The 16250-nt window shown below is 57.2% G+C and carries 22 protein-coding genes; 14 read left to right on the top strand and 8 right to left on the bottom strand.

Going from position 1 to position 16250, the window contains the following annotated elements; translation table 11 throughout:
* Positions 1–233: 233 nt before the first annotated feature.
* Positions 234–746, top strand: coding sequence for a hypothetical protein (locus M5C01_RS20985; RefSeq protein ID WP_152740833.1), 513 nt, complete (start codon positions 234–236; stop codon positions 744–746).
* Positions 747–1288: 542 nt separating this feature from the next.
* Positions 1289–2026 (top strand): hypothetical protein, encoded by a 738-nt coding sequence (locus M5C01_RS20980; RefSeq protein ID WP_152740834.1) that lies wholly within the window; start codon positions 1289–1291, stop codon positions 2024–2026.
* A 177-nt stretch (positions 2027–2203) separates the two neighbouring features.
* Here the strand turns inward: M5C01_RS20980 and M5C01_RS20975 are convergent, their stop codons facing one another.
* Positions 2204–2551, bottom strand: a complete 348-nt coding sequence (locus M5C01_RS20975) for a hypothetical protein (RefSeq protein ID WP_152740835.1) — start codon at positions 2549–2551, stop codon at positions 2204–2206.
* 630 nt (positions 2552–3181) lie between these two features.
* Between M5C01_RS20975 and M5C01_RS20970 the strand changes: the two genes are divergently transcribed.
* The 8 genes from M5C01_RS20970 (at position 3182) to M5C01_RS20935 (ending at position 6434) form a co-directional block, all read left to right on the top strand.
* Complete coding sequence (locus M5C01_RS20970) at positions 3182–4378, top strand: colicin E3/pyocin S6 family cytotoxin (RefSeq protein WP_248764385.1); 1197 nt, start codon at positions 3182–3184, stop codon at positions 4376–4378.
* A gap of 8 nt (positions 4379–4386) precedes the next feature.
* Positions 4387–4629, top strand: coding sequence for a pyocin S6 family toxin immunity protein (locus M5C01_RS20965; protein WP_152740837.1), 243 nt, complete (start codon positions 4387–4389; stop codon positions 4627–4629).
* A 32-nt stretch (positions 4630–4661) separates the two neighbouring features.
* Positions 4662–4901, top strand: coding sequence for a pyocin S6 family toxin immunity protein (locus M5C01_RS20960; protein ID WP_152740838.1), 240 nt, complete (start codon positions 4662–4664; stop codon positions 4899–4901).
* 137 nt (positions 4902–5038) lie between these two features.
* Complete coding sequence (locus tag M5C01_RS20955; RefSeq protein WP_152740839.1) at positions 5039–5278, top strand: pyocin S6 family toxin immunity protein; 240 nt, start codon at positions 5039–5041, stop codon at positions 5276–5278.
* A gap of 119 nt (positions 5279–5397) precedes the next feature.
* Positions 5398–5649: a pyocin S6 family toxin immunity protein gene (locus M5C01_RS20950; RefSeq protein WP_152740840.1), complete on the top strand. Its 252-nt coding sequence runs from the start codon at positions 5398–5400 to the stop codon at positions 5647–5649.
* The gene (locus M5C01_RS20945) at positions 5650–5940 is read left to right on the top strand and encodes a hypothetical protein (RefSeq protein ID WP_248764384.1); all 291 of its coding nucleotides are present in this window, start codon (positions 5650–5652) and stop codon (positions 5938–5940) included.
* Positions 5930–6193: a pyocin S6 family toxin immunity protein gene (locus M5C01_RS20940; RefSeq protein WP_349292406.1), complete on the top strand. Its 264-nt coding sequence runs from the start codon at positions 5930–5932 to the stop codon at positions 6191–6193. The genes M5C01_RS20945 and M5C01_RS20940 overlap by 11 nt, the downstream gene beginning before the upstream one ends.
* Positions 6141–6434, top strand: coding sequence for a helix-turn-helix domain-containing protein (locus M5C01_RS20935; protein ID WP_152740841.1), 294 nt, complete (start codon positions 6141–6143; stop codon positions 6432–6434). The genes M5C01_RS20940 and M5C01_RS20935 overlap by 53 nt, the downstream gene beginning before the upstream one ends.
* Before the next feature lie 85 nt (positions 6435–6519).
* On the opposite strand, the gene M5C01_RS20930 is transcribed toward M5C01_RS20935, so the two are convergent.
* Positions 6520–7461 carry a LysR family transcriptional regulator gene (locus tag M5C01_RS20930; RefSeq protein ID WP_152740842.1) on the bottom strand — a complete coding sequence of 314 codons (942 nt, stop codon included), beginning with the start codon at positions 7459–7461 and terminating at the stop codon, positions 6520–6522.
* Positions 7462–7559: 98 nt separating this feature from the next.
* On the opposite strand from M5C01_RS20930, the gene M5C01_RS20925 reads away from it, so the two are divergent.
* The gene (locus M5C01_RS20925) at positions 7560–8312 is read left to right on the top strand and encodes an SDR family oxidoreductase (protein WP_152740843.1); all 753 of its coding nucleotides are present in this window, start codon (positions 7560–7562) and stop codon (positions 8310–8312) included.
* Positions 8313–8515: 203 nt separating this feature from the next.
* Here the strand turns inward: M5C01_RS20925 and M5C01_RS20920 are convergent, their stop codons facing one another.
* A complete protein-coding gene (locus M5C01_RS20920; RefSeq protein ID WP_283094124.1) occupies positions 8516–9211 on the bottom strand; it encodes a tRNA (adenine(22)-N(1))-methyltransferase TrmK in 696 nt (231 codons plus the stop codon).
* Between M5C01_RS20920 and M5C01_RS20915 the strand changes: the two genes are divergently transcribed.
* Positions 9196–9975 carry a hypothetical protein gene (locus M5C01_RS20915; protein WP_152740844.1) on the top strand — a complete coding sequence of 260 codons (780 nt, stop codon included), beginning with the start codon at positions 9196–9198 and terminating at the stop codon, positions 9973–9975. The genes M5C01_RS20920 and M5C01_RS20915 overlap by 16 nt on opposite strands.
* Before the next feature lie 34 nt (positions 9976–10009).
* Here M5C01_RS20915 and M5C01_RS20910 read toward each other — a convergent pair whose 3' ends face one another.
* Entirely contained in the window at positions 10010–10483 is a 474-nt protein-coding gene (locus tag M5C01_RS20910; RefSeq protein WP_152740845.1) for a hypothetical protein, read from the bottom strand.
* A complete protein-coding gene (locus M5C01_RS20905; protein WP_152740846.1) occupies positions 10480–11589 on the bottom strand; it encodes a saccharopine dehydrogenase NADP-binding domain-containing protein in 1110 nt (369 codons plus the stop codon). Before M5C01_RS20905 ends, M5C01_RS20910 begins: the two co-directional genes overlap by 4 nt.
* Before the next feature lie 164 nt (positions 11590–11753).
* Between M5C01_RS20905 and M5C01_RS20900 the strand changes: the two genes are divergently transcribed.
* Positions 11754–12188, top strand: coding sequence for a nuclear transport factor 2 family protein (locus M5C01_RS20900; protein WP_152740847.1), 435 nt, complete (start codon positions 11754–11756; stop codon positions 12186–12188).
* Positions 12189–12199: 11 nt separating this feature from the next.
* Here M5C01_RS20900 and M5C01_RS20895 read toward each other — a convergent pair whose 3' ends face one another.
* Positions 12200–13597 carry an MFS transporter gene (locus M5C01_RS20895; protein ID WP_152740848.1) on the bottom strand — a complete coding sequence of 466 codons (1398 nt, stop codon included), beginning with the start codon at positions 13595–13597 and terminating at the stop codon, positions 12200–12202.
* Between the two features lie 96 nt (positions 13598–13693).
* Between M5C01_RS20895 and M5C01_RS20890 the strand changes: the two genes are divergently transcribed.
* Positions 13694–14590 carry a LysR family transcriptional regulator gene (locus tag M5C01_RS20890; protein WP_152740849.1) on the top strand — a complete coding sequence of 299 codons (897 nt, stop codon included), beginning with the start codon at positions 13694–13696 and terminating at the stop codon, positions 14588–14590.
* Here M5C01_RS20890 and M5C01_RS20885 read toward each other — a convergent pair.
* Both M5C01_RS20885 and M5C01_RS20880 read right to left on the bottom strand, forming a co-directional pair.
* On the bottom strand, positions 14581–15453 hold the full coding sequence (locus M5C01_RS20885) for a helix-turn-helix transcriptional regulator (RefSeq protein ID WP_103494325.1): 873 nt from the start codon (positions 15451–15453) through the stop codon (positions 14581–14583). The genes M5C01_RS20890 and M5C01_RS20885 overlap by 10 nt on opposite strands.
* A gap of 385 nt (positions 15454–15838) precedes the next feature.
* On the bottom strand, positions 15839–16240 hold the full coding sequence (locus M5C01_RS20880) for a MarR family transcriptional regulator (protein ID WP_218586104.1): 402 nt from the start codon (positions 16238–16240) through the stop codon (positions 15839–15841).
* Positions 16241–16250: the final 10 nt, after the last annotated feature.

The raw sequence follows: 16250 nt of genomic DNA, 5'->3' as shown, positions 1-16250 counted from the left end.
CAAGCTGGCCACTAGCAAGCCAGACGATTGCCAATATGAATTCTCTTGATAGGCTGCTTTCGCCATCGCCAGCCGTTCGTCCGCTTGCTCGGATGGTCGCTCAATCGTCGACTTTGCACCGGTTAGAGACCGTTTGAAAGCGGGTCCAAATAACGTCGGTGCAATTGCACCGGACCCCATGTTAAAAGGCGGGAACTCTGGGGTCAGCGGCCTTAATTTTTCATGGAGATCATATGAGAACAATAAGTATTCTCGGAGGAACCTGCATTTTGCTGACCCTAAGCGGATGCGACCGCAAATTTGACGATATTCAAAGTTGCATCCTGGGTGCTGAAAAGCCCATCCCTCTGGAAAAAGCGATCTCCGTTGTAAAGGCAGCTGGTTTGGTGGTTTCTTCGCAAGAGCCAACACCAAACACTCCCGCCCCTTCTGTCTCTGCGGCCGTCGCACCCGCTTCCGGGCCACTTAACTTGCTTTGCGAGGCAGAGATTTACGGACAGCGCTTTACAACAACGATCCATCTGGATATTGCTTCGAAGGCCGCGAATGGACTGGCCGCAGCCGTCACCGAGGACGAGGTTAAATGGACTTCTGGCGTTCAAAATCCGGTGACTGGCAAGCCAACGTTAGAGCATCACACTTTGAGCCGGCTAAACGGTGACTATCGTTATTACGATGATGGCGTGGTATATAGCAGCGCTCCCGCAACTTACCATTGCTCGAAAGCGCCCACTGCCCAGTTTTGAGATCACTTCTACCATCAAAAAGTTCGCTATTAAGCAGTGAGCGTAACGCTGGTCGCAGCATCAGCTCAGATGAACAAGATCCCGCGTCAGGGCGGTAATGGCCAAAGTGCGGCAGTAGCCTGTGCGAAGACGGATGTCTGAGGCATCCCGGAAACCGCCATTGCTGCTCCACCAGCCCGAAGGGATGATACGGCTCGAGTGTCGCCGGTCGCGACAGACGGCTCTCGACCCATAGCTGCCAGTGATGAGTGACAGCAACCAGCCAGGAAGCATCTGCAATGCTTATGGTGACGAACGCGCTGGTTTCGCAATGCGTTTAACCATATCATCGCGTATTTATGACGACGTCTGCTCACTTACCTGAACGAGTAATCGAAGCTGTCCACTTGGCGTATACCTCTGCTATACGTTCATCAGAACACTGGAAGCCATCTACCTAGGAGGGGATGGAGTGAGAAACAAGAATTTTATTCAAAACCCCGTTCGGGCAGCCATGCATGATTTGATGTTTATTTATAGCCACACATCACTAAGGAGCGGTAATGTCAAAAATTAAAATAACCGTAGCAACAATTGGGCATATGCCGGCGGAATTCCAAAAGAAAAAACTGAAAGAGTGGAAGTCTTCTATATTTGAAGTTGTTGACGAAATTGAGAACTACTCCCTAAACTGTCAATCTGACGGCCTTGGGTGGGAGTTCACGGACGCACCCCTAGAAAACGTCTTGCCTACAAATTTTAATGGCGATTTTTTAGTATCCATAGTTAACGTGCCAATTGAGGGGAACTGGTACACGCGACGCCTTACATCCAACAGGGTGGTATTCTCGTTTCACGAAATCAAAGACATACTTAGATCCTCAAATATTCCACTAGAAAATATTATTTATCGTCTTTTTTACGCATATTCGTTGCTATACAAAAGAAGCGAAAACCGCATACCCACAAATACAGAGCACACTAGCTTCACGCACGACGAGACGCGCGGGTGTATTTTTGACATGAATGGTATAAAAACAGACATCATACATTCATGCCACAAGCCAATCCTCTGCTCAAGTTGTGTAGAGCGGACTCGCCAAGAAAAAGTATCAAGCGAAACTATCGAAAAATGTCAGTCCGAGATATATGGAATACAAAAAGATCTTTTCTATAAAATGACAGACTTTATAAAGCAGCACCCTGTATGGTCGCTCGCAATCTCCGGGCTCACGGCCATAGTACTAGGTGCGATAGGCTCTGTTGTTGGTTCTTACGTATATGAGGCGATAAAGCACTGAGTTACCCCAAAAATTTGCAGGAACTCAATGACCGCTTCTGGCCGATTGCAGTCATTGGGATGAAATCAGTGGCTCAATGGTCTGCGGTTGGCAACTGAGAACCTGGCGAGCAACCGAAGATCTGAATCGTGACAACAAAACGGGAAGCCAGGCTTCCCGTTTACCCGCAGAACGCTATCAGCCGCTGACGCCGACTGTCTGCCCATCCAACACCGAGTCCATCCTCAGCTGTGCCAGCTCAATCAGATGCACCACACCCATCGCTACCTTGCGGTTAGAACCGGTTTGGTTGTCGGCGTGTTCATAGGCTGTGGCCGCAGCGGATTGCAGAATCGAGTAGACGTTGACCAGAGCGTCTTCCTGATTCCTGGGGTCAGGTAGATGACCATGCAGCACAGTTTTTGGGGCGGCTTTCGAGCCTGCATCCGGACCGAGGTTGTAGTGAGACAAAGCCCGGTCGGCGATACGAGGGTCGATGGTTTCCACGTTGGGTGTTGCAGGTGGATTTGGGGTGATCTTGAACATAGAGTGGTTACTCCCGATCTGTTGAGGGAGCCGCCACATTCGCGACTAAACGAGGGGGTGGCAGCCGTACGCAGGTTAGTCGACCGGTGATCAGGAAACCCGGCGCACCGAAGTGCCCTGCGCACGACCACCATAAAACGGAGGCTGAAAAAAAGCGCCTCGTAGAAGGTGGCGCTGCGCGCCTGATCAAACCAGCGGGCGACTAAACCCGGTCACTGAATTGGCAGTGACGGAATCAAGACTAGCCGCCAGATCAGGCGCAAACAAGCGGCTGGGATTTTCTAGGAAACTTCACTCAATGGAAAGAGAGTTCTCTTGCGAGAGGCTGAAATAACTGACCTCCGTGACAGGTCGCGAGCACCCTCTGACCGTCCTGCCAGATAGATGTGCTCCGCTCATTCATTTCGTACGAAACCTGGACCGTGCTCAGCCAGGCACGGTGATCCACAGGGCCTGCTGGGTAAGGACGCTAAAAGCTTCGCGGGCAAGCGAGCGTCGACCGGCGGCCTGAAGTAGGACCAATCTGTAAGTACTGAAGGGAATTTTGTAAATACTCTTCAGGGGCTTTATCGCCGTAAAAACTTCCTCCATGTTCCTTCGTACTCCGAACCAGTACGAAGGAACATGGGTTTGAAATGGAGCAACGATTTTTTCGGACGCGACAAAAAAGATTGTCTCTTCTGTCGGCCCGGCCAGCCATGCTCCTGGTGCAAGGAGCCTGACTGGCGGACCGAAAGCTGGGGCTGCTTCGGTGGTGTCGAACAGAAAGACCCCGCCCCGGCGCCTCCGGAGATCCCCCTTAAGAAGGATCCATGGCCGCAGCCGAAACCGTCACAAGGCGCGATCTTTGCCAAGTCCTGTGACCCCGCAAACTGGTGCTGTACGGAGGCGGGCACGGCTACGGAACCGGCCTCCCATTTCGGCAAGGTCATGGTGTCGAAAACCAAGGCGATTCCCGCTGGAGCCGCCGTGCTTGGCGCGACGCTGGGAGCCGACGCGGCGCTGGGTCGAATCGCCGGAGGCGGCATCGTCCAACAGGGTTTCCGGTGGATGTTGCGTAGCGCCATGGTGGCCGGTGGTGGTGCCACGGTCTTTATCGCCGGCATGCTCCCCGCTCGCATGGGGGACGGGACCCTGTACAGCGACGACGAACTGCGGCAGATGGCGGCTGCGGCTTCCCGTGTGCGTTTCCAGTTTCGTCATGACGCTGAGGGGGCGTTGCAGCTCTACGGTATTCACACCGGGGCTTCCGGGGACGATAGCGTCCGTATTGTCAAAGCCCAATGGCGGGCCGACGGCCGCACGCTGGAAGCCCATCTGGGCGACGGCATCACCCTGCTCTGGACGCCCAACGGTGGCCCGCTGCTCACCCCCGAACTGACTTTCCCGGAACACACGGATGCGCCGATGGGCAGCATCCTTGTGCATCCCATTGAGGAAGGGGTGGATTCACAGATCGACGGTTATCCCGTCGCCGACGACGTTACCCTTGGCGACCGGATCATCACGTTCCCGCTCGATTCCGGGTTGAAGTCGATTTATGTGGTGTATTCGAAGCCGTTTGGGGGGGATCATTCTTATCATCAAGCGCCTAAGGGGTTGCTGGCTTTCCCTGATGCTACGAGGGTCAGAGTAAAAAGTGGCGTTCAGGGGGGAGGCAAAAAGCGTACTCGCTGGAAAGATCGTAAGGGACGTATTTACGAGTGGGATAGCCAGCACGGGGCGGTCGAAATGTATGACAGGCAGGGTAATCATCTTGGGGAATACAACCCAGAGACAGGTGAACAAACGAAACCGGCCAAGCCTGGTCGGAAAATAGAGAAGTAGGAGATTTTATGCATCTATACATAACTGGTTTCTTATCGGAAGATCATGAAGATGATTCGTTAAAATATGATCTCGATGTCGCCCCTGAGTTTGAACAGGCAGTCATGGATGTGTTGGGCTGGAAAAGCTTAGCGGAGGAAAGTGATGGGGAGCTACCGCTTACCAACCATCAGATTTTACAGATTGCTTCTGTTATCAAAGAGCCGCTACCCAGCGATTTGGACCTGTTTATTGGAGTGGTGAGAGATTAGGCTCTCTACACCGAAGTAGGAGAAAGGTCGTCATGTACCTATGTGTCAGTGGGTTTTTACCTGAAAGCACCTATGATGATTCGCTCAAATTTGAGCTTGATTTGGGCAGCTGTTTTAACGAACAAGTCGTGCAGCTTCTCGGCCATAAAAACCTAAATGAAATGTCTGCAGCAGAATGGTTGCTGGATAAGGAACAGCTAGAGAAAATAGCTGAGCTTATCGGGCAGTCACTGCCAGCTGATTTAAAGATGTTCATTGGTGTACTGGCTTAGGGGAGCTGATTTTTTAAAACGGGGCGGTCGAAGTGTATGGCAGACAGAGTAATTATCTTGGTGGGGTACAGCCCAGAGACAGGTGAGCAAACAAAACCAGCCAATCCTGGTTGAAGAGTCGAGAAGTAGGAATATTTATGTATCTGTGTATTAGTGGCTTTTTGCCCGATAACGCCGATGATGATTCGCTCAAGTTCGAACTTGATCTGGATATCAGATTTAACGAGAAAGTCATGCGGCTACTCGGTTATGAAAACCTGAATGTAATGGCGGAGGGTGAATGGCTACTGTCTGGGGAACAACTGGAGCAAATATCCGAACTCATTGGGCAATCGCTTCCAACTCACTTAAAGATGTTCATTGGGCTTGAGGAGTGACGGTTAGAGCTTGACTGGGGGGCAGGCAGACCTGATGGAGCCGGCCGATACTGGCCAGCGGTAGGGTGGTCGCAGATACGGTGATCACCTAGCCGGAAAGTAGAGAAGTAGGAGAATTTATGTACCTGTGCATCACTGGCTTTTTGGTGGACAACTCTGTAGACAGCTCGCTGAAATATGAGTTGGATGTGTGCCCCGAGTTTGAACAGGCAGTCATGGAAGTGCTGGGTTGGAAAAACCTCGCGGATGAATGTGATGGGGATTTGCCGCTAACCAGCCACCAAGTCCAACAGATTGCTTTTGTTGTCAAAGAATCGTTGCCCGACGACCTTGATCTGTTCATCGGTGTAGTGGCTGGAGAGATAGATTAAGTGCCACGCACAACCCACACTGAAGCAGGGATAGGCAGTGATAGACTGGTTGATGAACTGAGATACGTAATTGAAGCATTCGATAAAGAAACCGAGTTGATAGTCTTTGAAATTGAGCTTCCTGATGACTGCGAGGAGCAATTATCAGCGGTCATGGCATGGTCCGCTCCTCAGCGTGGAGATGAAGGCTACGATCTTAGTACCTCACAGCTGGACGCCATTGAAGCATTGGCGGGTAGAAAATTTTACGACCAACGCTATGTTTTTCAGCTGACCTGTGATGCCTTTTGAGTTATCGGTGATGCATTTGTGGATTAGCGGTTTTTTGGCAGGCGATAACGAGGATGACTCGTTGAAGTACTCCCTGACGGTTCAACCTGATTTTGAGCAGGCAATAATGGGCGTTCTTGGCTGGGATGGGTTTGATAAAAGTCCTGACGGTGAATGGTTACTGACATCCGAGCAAGTGAGAGAAATTGCTGCGGTCGTTAATGAAGCACCACCTACGGAATTGGATTTGTTCATCGGCGTACGTCGTGCCTGAGCTTATCGGGCAGCCACTGACGCTAACCGTCCGTAACCTTGAGCGCGATGGGCTTTTGGTGCGGCATTACTTTCCAGAAGTGCCTCCACGCGTCGAGTATGAGTTGACGGAGATGGGGGCGAGCATGCTTCCTGCTCTTGAGGGTTTTACTTCATGGATCAGGGAGAATTGGCCCAGCATAGAGGGCTGCCGTCAGGCTTATGATACGAAGCACGAGCTCAACCGAGAACCAGGCGAATGACAATGCATGCACTGACCAAGACGTCTTCCTGATGCCTGGGGTCAGGTAGAGGACCATGCAGCACATATCGGTCAGAAGCAGACATCTAAGCGTTTCGAACGATCTCGTCCCAGACCGTGGGGGTCGAGAAAAGCTCCTCGAGCAGCCCCACAAACGCTTTGACGTTGGGGCTGCCTCGTCGACTTTCCGGCCACAACGCCGTGATGGAAGCCCGGTCCACCGTAAACTCAGGAAAGAGCGGCGTTAATTCCCCACGAGCCACGTAGGGCGCCGCGACATAAGTTGGTGACATACCGATTCCGCCACCCGCTGCAACCACTGCCGCAACGGCATCGCTCGCATCGATGACGATGGCCGAGTCCGGCATCCACTCGATCACTTTCCCATCCACATTGAACGGCCAGCGCAATGCCTGGCCGGAGCTTTGATAACGAAAGTTCACGCAGTCGTGGTGCGCCAGGTCGCTCAGTTCCAGCGGAGTGCCACGCCTGGCCAGGTAGGCCGGTGAAGCGAAAGCGGCTATCCGATGCGGCCCCAAGGCTTTCGAGATCAGCCGCGAGTCCGCCAGGTTGCCCACGCGTACCGCGACGTCGATGCCTTGCTCGATGATGTCCGCATACGGGTCGCCCAGGCGCAGGTCGATAGCGAGCTTTGGGTAACGCTCGCGAAATCTGGGAATGGCAGGCGCCAGGATGTTCAGGCCGATCGGCGGCGGCGCGGTGACCTTCAATATGCCGGAAGGCTCGGCCCGAGAAGCAACGGCGGCCTGATCGATCTCTTCCACCTCGCGCAAAATACGCAATGCCCGTTCGTACAAATCCCGTCCTTCCGGGGTCAGGGTGAGCGAGCGGGTGGTCCGGCTGAACAGCTTTAGTGCGAAGTGCTGTTCAAGGCGTTGCACGCTTTTGCTGATGGCTGACGGCGAGACAGACAAGTCGCGGGCCGCGGCGGTATAGCTGCCCAGGGAAGCGGCGCGGGCAAAGGCAATGAGACCGGTAAGGCGGTCCAACCCTATTTGTTCCTTCATGGCATGAGTAAAGCGACTTTTGCCCTAATTATCAATCTCGACCCAAGGCTTTAGCCTTTCTCCCATCAACGCCATCCGGGCGTTCAAGGAGATGGACCATGACGACTACACCGGCTCTCAATCAAGCTTTGCCCGCCAATCTGCATGGCCGTACCGTGGTGATTTTCGGGGGGACGTCCGGCATCGGTTTGGCCACGGCCATTCAAGCCAAGGCCGACGGTGCCCAGGTGATCGTTATCGGTTCCGATGCCAGCCGTGCCGAGCAGGCCGCCCGCGACAACGGCCTGGATGCCTGGCGCGCAGCCGATGTCACCGATAGCCAAGCCCTCTACGCTGCCCTGGCGGATATCCCGAAAGTAGATCACTTGGTGCTCCTTGCCGGCACGTATGTGGTGGGCAAGGTGCTGGATGCCGAGATTGACCATCTGCGCCAGGCATTTGAGGAACGTATGTGGGCGTCGGTGCATGCCATTCGAGCCCTGGGCGAACGCCTGGCGAAAGACGGTTCCATCACCTTTATTTCCGGGATGTTGTCGGAGCGACCCAATGCCCATGGCAGCGCTGTGTTGGCGGCTGCGTCAGCTGCGATGGAAGCACTGGCTCGGGGTCTCGCCCTGGAATTGGCGCCGATCCGGGTCAACACGCTGTCACCCGGTCCGATCAATACCCCCATTTTCAGCAAAGCACTGGGCGATGGGCGTGATGCGTTCGTGGCAGCGCTGGAACAGTCGCTGCCGTTGCATCGTCTGGGCACCGCAACAGAGGCGGGCGCTGCCGTTGTTTTCCTGATGAGCAACGGGTTTATGAACGGCGCCACCTTGAATATCGACGGCGGCGCCAGGCTGGTCTGAGCTCACTGGCTGCCCTCTACCAGCATGCGGCCGAACGGGGCGTGACGTTGCGTGCAGGTGACTTGGTGTCTACTGGCGCCATGTGTGAACCCTTTGACGCTAAAGGTGCCGGTCACATTGTGTCAGTGAGTTACTTCAATAAAGAGCTGACATTCTCCCTTTGAGCTTCAGGACACATCAGTCATAGCGCGAGCTAAAGTCTCTCAAGCCAGCAGCTCGGTGATCCACCGGGCCTGCTGGGCGAGGTCCTGCACCTTCTCCTCAGGCACTGCCTGCCGCGCCCGGTCGAAATTGGTCAAAGTCTTCTGCTTCTCGCGCAACACACGCTGCCACTTGGCCAGGAACACCGGGCTGCGTGCCTGCATCTGCAACGGGCCGAAGTACAGCTCCTCAGCGCTATACATCACCGGCCCGACGCGCTCGGCGACGATGATTTCGTAGTCGAAGCGGTTTTCCCGCAGCAGTTCCTCGCAGAGGATGCCGTAGTCATTCTCCATCAGCCATTGGCGCAGTGGCTGCTCGCCGCCGTTGGGCTGCAGGATCAGGCGTTCCTGGCCGCTCAGTTGTGCCTTGCCGCTCTCGAGAATATCGCGGATGGTTTCGCCGCCCATGCCGCAGATGCTGATCGCCGTGATTCCGTCTCCCGGCTCGATTGCCGTCAGGCCATTGGCCAGGCGCACGCTGATCCGCTGCTCCAGGTCGTTCTCGCGCACGGTGCGTTCGGCCGCGTGGAACGGCGTCAAGGCCACTTCGCCGGCCACCGCCGCCGCGATAACGCCACGGCGCATCAACGCCACCGGCAGGTAGCCGTGATCCGAGCCGATATCGGCCAGGCGCGCACCTGCGGGCACCTGCGCCGCCACGCGCTCCAGGCGCATGGACAATGTCTGTTCGTTCAACGGCAACCCCTTTTCACCACAAGCATCCGGCACCTTTGGCCGGATCGGGGCGCGACTCTATCGAGCAACGCCGCGTATTTCAAATGTCGGCGACCGGGGCCATGGTTCAATCCTTACAGGTGGAAACAATGAGCCTGCAGAATATGACGGTGGCCGTTGGTGGCCCATGGGAGGCGGGATGGATGCCAAATGCGTACACTCAGGCAGTTGTCGGCCATGAACGGGCAGCCAATTTCAGTGCGAATACCCCAATTTTGCTCAGGCAGCAGCCAATGAAATTTCTAGATCGCGTAGCCGACCCTCATGAAGACGTTGAGTTTTACCTTCAAGACCGAGGCCTTGTGCTCAGTATCGTTATACTGTTAGTGCCGATTTATTTTATCTTTTACCCAAGTAATTGGATCATATTTTTTCACTGGCCATGGGTGTCGGCATTCTTGGCCGTTGCGACGTTGTTTTCTATTTTGCACAACGCGAAGTGGTCACCTATTTATGCAGGCCCCATCCTTGTAGTTAACGCCGAAGGAATATCCGGTCGTGGAGGGTTCCTTTATTCGGGCTGGACAGTTTCTTGGGATCAAATCGGCAAATTTGACTGGGGGCGATGCGGACTCGTTATCTATAAGAAACATATGCAAAATTGGGATATCCCCCTTCACCAGGGCGGCGTCGGAGGACCACAGCTCGTGCGGGCTTTAAATACACGGCTTAGTGCCTATGCTTTAGACAAAAGCGACCCCCAAGAGGACAGGGTAAAGGGTTGAAAGTGAGCCTTCATGCATCCGACCGCCGTCGTTTTCACCCCCCACGCTCCTTGGTAACACCCCGCAGGTACGCCGCCATCGCCGCAAACCGTTGCCGGGTTTCCCATTCGAACACCCGGTTGACCAGCGGATCCAGCATCCACCCCAACCACCGTGGTCGCAGCCGGACGCTAAACGTATAAATCAGCTCCGAGGTTGCATCGTCAATATCACGATGGCGCATTGAAGCGGCCCACCACTCAAAGCATCCCGCCGGTTCCACAATTACCGCTGCCGCCACTTGAGCAGGCAGGTAGTTAACGAACCGCGTACGCAACGCAAACAGACGTTTCCAGCCACGCCCTTGGTTGATCGTGATCGCACCGATGTAAGGGTGATTGCCCCCACCCTCGACCGCCGCATGGGACAGCAACGTATCCCACTGCCGACGCACACTATGGTTGTGAAAAGCTTCAAAAGCATCGGCGGCCGAGGAGGGCATGATCAGGCTGATTCGACGTTGCTTCATTGCGCTTCCTCGACAACGGCAGACGTGAATTTCCAGCGTTGGAATTCAACCTCGAACTCCTCCAACTCCAGTAACCCCATGCACGGGAGCGCTCCCGTCAGGCGAAGTTCGTTCTTCGCCAACTTGCGGGCGAGCAGCACCGCCGCCATGCAGGGAATCTCCGGCCCGTTCCCGCCCGGTGCGGTTAACTGCCAAGTCAAACAACCTTGTTTGCCACCCTCAAGCACCCCACGCACTTGAACCTTCATGGCCCCCTTATCGCTGCCCAGTGGATCAAGCACCCGCGCGGACAGTGCGTCCAGCCGAGCCGCCCATCGATCGATCGGCAATGGCACGCCAAGCCGGCGCAAGGCGGCTGCCGACCAGAGGCAGATATGCTGAATCCCCAGTTCCAGCGCCGCATGGAACTCGACATCGCGCACACCCGGGTATCGAGCAGGAAACAGGGCCAGGTCCGGCACATCGCACGCCGCTCCCAGGCGTGGGCCCAAGCCCACGAAACTGAAGCGCCGGATATCCTGCCAACCGTATTGTTTGCGCCATGTGCCGCCATTCCAGCGTGCAAAGGCCAACCCGGCATAACCAAACACCGCCTTGATGGTGGCGATGCCGCGTGCGGCCTGTTGACCGGGGGCGATAACGGTCCTGATGCTGTCCACGCGGGTAAAGGACTTGGCCAGGTGATCGACCACTGCGGACGACAACCCGGGCACGCTGCTGGCTCCCGAAATGGCAAGTACACCCGCGGCTTTTGCCTGCGCGTCTACATTGGCTGAGAAGTGCTCGACAAAGTCCCGACCGTCCGCGAGGTCGAGGTAGTGTGCGCCGACAGCACACGCCGCCTTCGCGACGCCATAGTCCTGGCCCTGAAATGGCCCGGCACAGTGGATGATCAACCCCGGCGCCGCTTCGGCGAGGCGGGCTTCGAAGTCGCTGGAGTGGATATCAAGGGAGAGGGTGGCTACGGTCTGTCCGGAGCTGAATCCATGGACGCTCCCGCCAGTGCTGCGACTGGCCGCGATCACGGTCAAACCGGGCTCCTGTGCGAGGCGTTGGCAGATACGCGCTCCGAAGTTGCCCAAACCGCCGATTACAATAACGCGCATGACTATCCTTGACATAAGCTCTAATCGGCTAGGGTATAAGGCTGCACCGCACAGTTCAATGAAGGTCGAAGTCCCTCCGCAAATCCTCGATACCTTCAGGGCTCGCGGTGGTCCGCTGAACGTTGAATGCACTCCAGAACAATAACGATACCGAGGAACGCAAGATGTCCGAACTCAAGCTTCACCCGCAAGCCGCCGCGTCGCTGCAACACTGGCATGACATGGTCGCCCACGGCGACCTGGCCGCCTTGCCCGAACTGTTGGCGGCGGAGGTGGTGTTCCGTTCTCCCATGGCGCATACCCCATACCCTGGAGTACTGGTGGTCTCGACCATCCTCGGTACGGTCATCAAGGTCTTTGAAAACTTCACCTATCATCGTGAGCTGGCTACGGCTGACGGCCTCAGCGTGGTGTTGGAATTCAGCGCCGAGGTGGCGGGGCGACAGCTCAAGGGCATCGACATGATTCGTTTCGACGAGACCGGCAAGATCGTCGAGTTCGAAGTCATGGTCCGCCCCATGAGCGCGCTGCAGGCACTCGGTGAGGAAATGGGGCGGCGTTTGGCACCCTACCTGGCGGCCGCGAAGGCCCAGGGCTGAAGTTCACGTCTTCAGGCGCCGGCACGACTACCGGCAAGGCGTTGAGCGGGGTTCTTTTTCAAGCCAAGGAACCCCGTAACAATGCTCACCGCCAGTAGCGCCACGCAGGCCATCAGTGCCTGCTCCATACCGAGCATAAACAGCGCCGGCTGCGAGTGCCGGACCAGGCCGCCAAAGAGCGCTACGCCCATCACGCCCCCGACTTGTCGCGCCGCATTCAGCAGGCCGGAGGCGACGCCCGCACGGTTTGCAGGAACTGCCGTCAGTACCGCCTGGGTGATTGTTGGAATCACCAGGGCGATGCCACTGCCGGCAAGGAGCATCGGCACGACCAGAAGCGTGTAGGACTGCGCCGCCAGTGCGGGCAGCATCAGGGCGTAACCGCAGGCAGAAACCGTCAGTCCCGCCATCACCAGGACCCGCTCGCTCAGGCGCTCGGCGAGTCGCCCTGCGAGGATATTCATCAACATCAGCACCGCCATCATCGGCAGGAAGGCCAGGCCGGTGCGTTGCGGAGTCAATTGCCAGATCGACTGGAAGAGCAGGCTGAAGGTAAAGACCATTCCGTAGAACACCAGGTTGATGATCAAGCCGATGGCGGTCGTGCTACTGACTGTCCGATCCCGGAACAACTCCAGCGGCAGCATCGCATCGGGGTTGCGCGCCTCCTGCCAGAGAAAGGCGCCGCTGAAGGCGATGCACAACCCCATCACGCTCAGGACAGTCGGACTGGACCAACCCAGTTCGGTGGCTTCGGTCAGGGCCAGGGTCAGCGTTCCCAGCGCAAGTACACCGGTCACTTGTCCGGGTAGATCAAGGCTGCGTCCGTGCTGCGCTACAGAGGCGGGAGCATGACGCGCGGTCAGCCAGAGACCGATCAGACCGATGGGCAGGTTGATCAGGAAAATGCTGCGCCATCCCCAGCTCTCTATCAGCACGCCGCCGAGCACCGGTCCCGCGGCCAAGGCGATACCACCACCGGCGCCCCACCAGCCGATGGCCCGGCTGCGGGCAACCGGGTCCTCGAAAACCTGGCGCAGCAATGACAGCGAAGTGGGCACCAGCAGCGCGGCACCCAATCCCTGCACCACTCGCCAACCGATCAGGGCGGCCAGGGAAGTCGACAGGCCGCAACCGACAGAGGCAAGGCTGAACAAGGCGAATCCCGCCATAAACACGCGCTTGGCGCCAAAGCGATCCCCCAGCGCCCCGGCCAGCAGCAGTGAAGAGGCGAATACCAGGCCGTAGGCGTTGACCACCCATTGCAGGTCCAGGACGTTGGCGCCGAACGCCAGGCGCAGCGCATCGAGCGCGACATTGACGACGCTGACATCGATCAGCACGACGACAAATCCGAGGCAGGTGGCCACCTGGGTTAAACCGGGGCGCGAGCGGATCGGGCTGGGCATGGGAGGTTCCTTCACATGGAAAGCCTCTAGCGTACGGACGGTCCTTCTGTTCGAATACTCCATAAACCTGCACAGTTAACCGGAGAAAATGCACCGATGTTTGACTGGGAAAACCTGCGTTATTTCATCGCCGTGGCCCAGACCGGGAGCCTTTCCGCAGCGGCACGGCAACTGAAAGTCGACCACGCCACGGTTGGTCGACGTCTGGGCGCGTTGGAAACCGAGTTGCAAGTGCGTCTGGTCGACCGCCTGCCGCGCGCCTGCCGGCTCACAGCCCTGGGCCGGCAGGTGTTCGAGTTGGCCACGCAGATGGAGGCGAGTGCCTTCGCCGTGGAGCGCGTAACGCGCGCCGAACAGCCGTCGATGACGGGGAGGGTGACCCTGAGTGTTCCCCCTGTGCTCGCCAGCAATTTCTTCGCCCGACACTTGGGGGTATTTCGTCAGCAGTACCCGGGCATCCAGTTGTCGATTGCCAGCCAGGTACAGAGCGTCTCGCTGGGACGGCGCGAGGCGGACATTGCGGTACGGCTGTTCCGCCCGAGCGAGCCGCGCAATGTCACGCGAAGATTGGGCCGGATGCCCTTCGGGCTGTACGCCAGCTGTGACTACCCGCATGCACGGCAACCGGATGATTGGGGCTTCATTATCTATGACCCACAGTATGCGGATATGCCCCATCAGAAATGGATGCTGACGGTCGCTGCTCATCGACCGATCGTCTGTGAAGTCAGCGACCTCAGTACGCAGAAAGTGGCGGCGCTCACGGGGATCGGTGTGGCTGGCCTGCCGCTCTTCATGGGCGAGGAGGAGCCTGGCCTGCAACGATTGCCGTTCGAGGGTGAGGCTTTCCATCGCGACATATGGCTGGTCGTGCACGCCGATCTGCGTAATTCGCCGATGATTCGCGCGGTTATCGACTTTATCGTCGACGCCATGAGGCAGACATTCGAGATTGATGTGAGCGATGAGCAGGGATGCCAGGCTCACCCATAGTGATCCTTTCGTGTCCCGGCCTTGGCCTCCGGTACGGCAGGCATATCTTCTGCAACCGCGGATACATGCTTCGCCCGGCTGGGCACAAACGCCATCCAGCGCGTCAAACCATGCCGGCCACTGACCCCCAGCTTGGTGGTGGCGCGCTTGAGGTAGGTTTCCACCGAGCTGTTCTTGACGTTCAGGCGCTGGGCCATTTCCGATACGGTGATACCGGTCAGCAGGCCCAGGCAAACCTCTTGCTCGCGCGCGGAAAGGTTGACCGCATCCTGCGCCAGCCTTCCGCTGAAGGCCTGATGCAGGGACTCCAGCTCCGAGTCGGCCTGCGTGGTGCCGGTCCATCGTGTTCCGGGTTGGGCCAGCAGCTGTGCACGGTGCGCCACCAGCGGTAGCAACGTATCGGAGAGGCTCTTGAGCAGCGTCAACTCAGCCACGGAGAACGCCCGCAAACTCGCCAGGCGATGGACGCAGATGACCCAGCGCAGATCGCCACTGCCCGACACCAGATGGCACTGGTGAGTGCTGCGCCGTGGGTGTTGCGGGCTCGGCGGTGTCTTGAGCTGGATCAGCAATGGCGCCTCCATCTCCATGACGCTTTGCAGCAGCGGATGGGGCAGCGTGTCCGGCGCGCAAAGGTCGTGGGGCTGGCCGGCGCTGCCGAGGCATTTGCTCGGGCCGATACGGGTTCGGTCCGCATCCAGGGTCCATTCGCTGAGGTCCAGTCCGTGAATCGGCACCAGGCTGTTGACGAACGCCAGCATATGCTCGGCAAAGGCGTCCTCGGCGGCGCTGGAAACCAGTTCGCCCAGGCGCAGGTAAAGGTACGGATCGTGGCCGTGGGTGAGGTCGTGCGTCAGCTTCATGCTGTTATCTTCCCTGATAGTGATTGTTCGAAAAGTAGCTCCATGCTGGGGGCGCCGTTATCAGTCGATGATATCCGACATTCAATCTCAAGGTTTTATCCTACGTCTGTACTGGGAAATAGGGACGCAAACTGTAGGCTTTTCAGGTGGAGGAAAACGCTGGCAAACCACTATGGCCATTGGCCTTTATGGCTGTCGAAGCCTTCTGCGCAAGGGTTGTCCGGGGCGGCTTTTCAGTCGTTGTCGGGGTTTCAAGGGACAGACAGGGGCGGCAGGCTGCTGTCTAATAAGCGGTTCATCAGCCTGCAAGAAGGATCTTGTTCCAATCAGCTTCGAGCATTCTCCGAGGTCATGATCTGCAAGGGCAGACGCGATCAGTCGACGCTCACGAGTCAGCCGAACCATCCCCCTTGAGCTCATCGGCAAACCGGCGCATCAGGCGTACCAGGTCATCCACATCCTGGTCGTCCCAGGTTGCGAAAATGGCCTGCCCAAGCCTTTCACGTGCTTCATCGATCCGATCGGTCATCACCTTGCCTTTCTCGGTGATGACCGTTTCACGGACGCGGCGGTCGTTCGCGTTCGCCTGGCGGTCGACCAGGGCGAGGCCTTCCAGTTTCGCCACTTGCCGGCTGACCGTGGTGTAGTCGCGTCCCACGCGATCAGCCAATTCGACAACGCCGATAGGGCCTAGCCGTTCAACCAGGACCAGCAGCGGGAACAGCGCACCTTCGAGGGAGATACCGGCTTCTCGAACCATCGCTTCGTCACGCTGCGGGCGGTTCATAACGCCCACA

Source organism: Pseudomonas sp. MWU12-2319 (genome assembly GCF_023242525.1).
Classification (GTDB): Bacteria; Pseudomonadota; Gammaproteobacteria; order Pseudomonadales; family Pseudomonadaceae; genus Aquipseudomonas; species Aquipseudomonas gingeri_D.
Note: the sequence above shows the minus strand (reverse complement) of the source record. Positions and strands in the feature narration are given on the sequence as shown.

What these genes read in the sequence shown, in the direction of transcription:
- M5C01_RS20985 (WP_152740833.1), top strand. Translation starts at nt 234, where the DNA reads ATGAGAACAATAAGTATTCTCGGAGGAACCTGCATTTTGCTGACCCTA.
- M5C01_RS20980 (WP_152740834.1), top strand. Translation starts at nt 1,289, where the DNA reads ATGTCAAAAATTAAAATAACCGTAGCAACAATTGGGCATATGCCGGCG.
- M5C01_RS20975 (WP_152740835.1), bottom strand. Translation starts at nt 2,551, where the DNA reads ATGTTCAAGATCACCCCAAATCCACCTGCAACACCCAACGTGGAAACC.
- M5C01_RS20965 (WP_152740837.1), top strand. Translation starts at nt 4,387, where the DNA reads ATGCATCTATACATAACTGGTTTCTTATCGGAAGATCATGAAGATGAT.
- M5C01_RS20960 (WP_152740838.1), top strand. Translation starts at nt 4,662, where the DNA reads ATGTACCTATGTGTCAGTGGGTTTTTACCTGAAAGCACCTATGATGAT.
- M5C01_RS20955 (WP_152740839.1), top strand. Translation starts at nt 5,039, where the DNA reads ATGTATCTGTGTATTAGTGGCTTTTTGCCCGATAACGCCGATGATGAT.
- M5C01_RS20950 (WP_152740840.1), top strand. Translation starts at nt 5,398, where the DNA reads ATGTACCTGTGCATCACTGGCTTTTTGGTGGACAACTCTGTAGACAGC.
- M5C01_RS20940 (WP_349292406.1), top strand. Translation starts at nt 5,930, where the DNA reads ATGCCTTTTGAGTTATCGGTGATGCATTTGTGGATTAGCGGTTTTTTG.
- M5C01_RS20935 (WP_152740841.1), top strand. Translation starts at nt 6,141, where the DNA reads ATGAAGCACCACCTACGGAATTGGATTTGTTCATCGGCGTACGTCGTG.
- M5C01_RS20930 (WP_152740842.1), bottom strand. Translation starts at nt 7,461, where the DNA reads ATGAAGGAACAAATAGGGTTGGACCGCCTTACCGGTCTCATTGCCTTT.
- M5C01_RS20925 (WP_152740843.1), top strand. Translation starts at nt 7,560, where the DNA reads ATGACGACTACACCGGCTCTCAATCAAGCTTTGCCCGCCAATCTGCAT.
- M5C01_RS20915 (WP_152740844.1), top strand. Translation starts at nt 9,196, where the DNA reads ATGTCTGTTCGTTCAACGGCAACCCCTTTTCACCACAAGCATCCGGCA.
- M5C01_RS20910 (WP_152740845.1), bottom strand. Translation starts at nt 10,483, where the DNA reads ATGAAGCAACGTCGAATCAGCCTGATCATGCCCTCCTCGGCCGCCGAT.
- M5C01_RS20905 (WP_152740846.1), bottom strand. Translation starts at nt 11,589, where the DNA reads ATGCGCGTTATTGTAATCGGCGGTTTGGGCAACTTCGGAGCGCGTATC.
- M5C01_RS20900 (WP_152740847.1), top strand. Translation starts at nt 11,754, where the DNA reads ATGTCCGAACTCAAGCTTCACCCGCAAGCCGCCGCGTCGCTGCAACAC.
- M5C01_RS20895 (WP_152740848.1), bottom strand. Translation starts at nt 13,597, where the DNA reads ATGCCCAGCCCGATCCGCTCGCGCCCCGGTTTAACCCAGGTGGCCACC.
- M5C01_RS20890 (WP_152740849.1), top strand. Translation starts at nt 13,694, where the DNA reads ATGTTTGACTGGGAAAACCTGCGTTATTTCATCGCCGTGGCCCAGACC.
- M5C01_RS20885 (WP_103494325.1), bottom strand. Translation starts at nt 15,453, where the DNA reads ATGAAGCTGACGCACGACCTCACCCACGGCCACGATCCGTACCTTTAC.
- M5C01_RS20880 (WP_218586104.1), bottom strand. Translation starts at nt 16,240, where the DNA reads ATGAACCGCCCGCAGCGTGACGAAGCGATGGTTCGAGAAGCCGGTATC.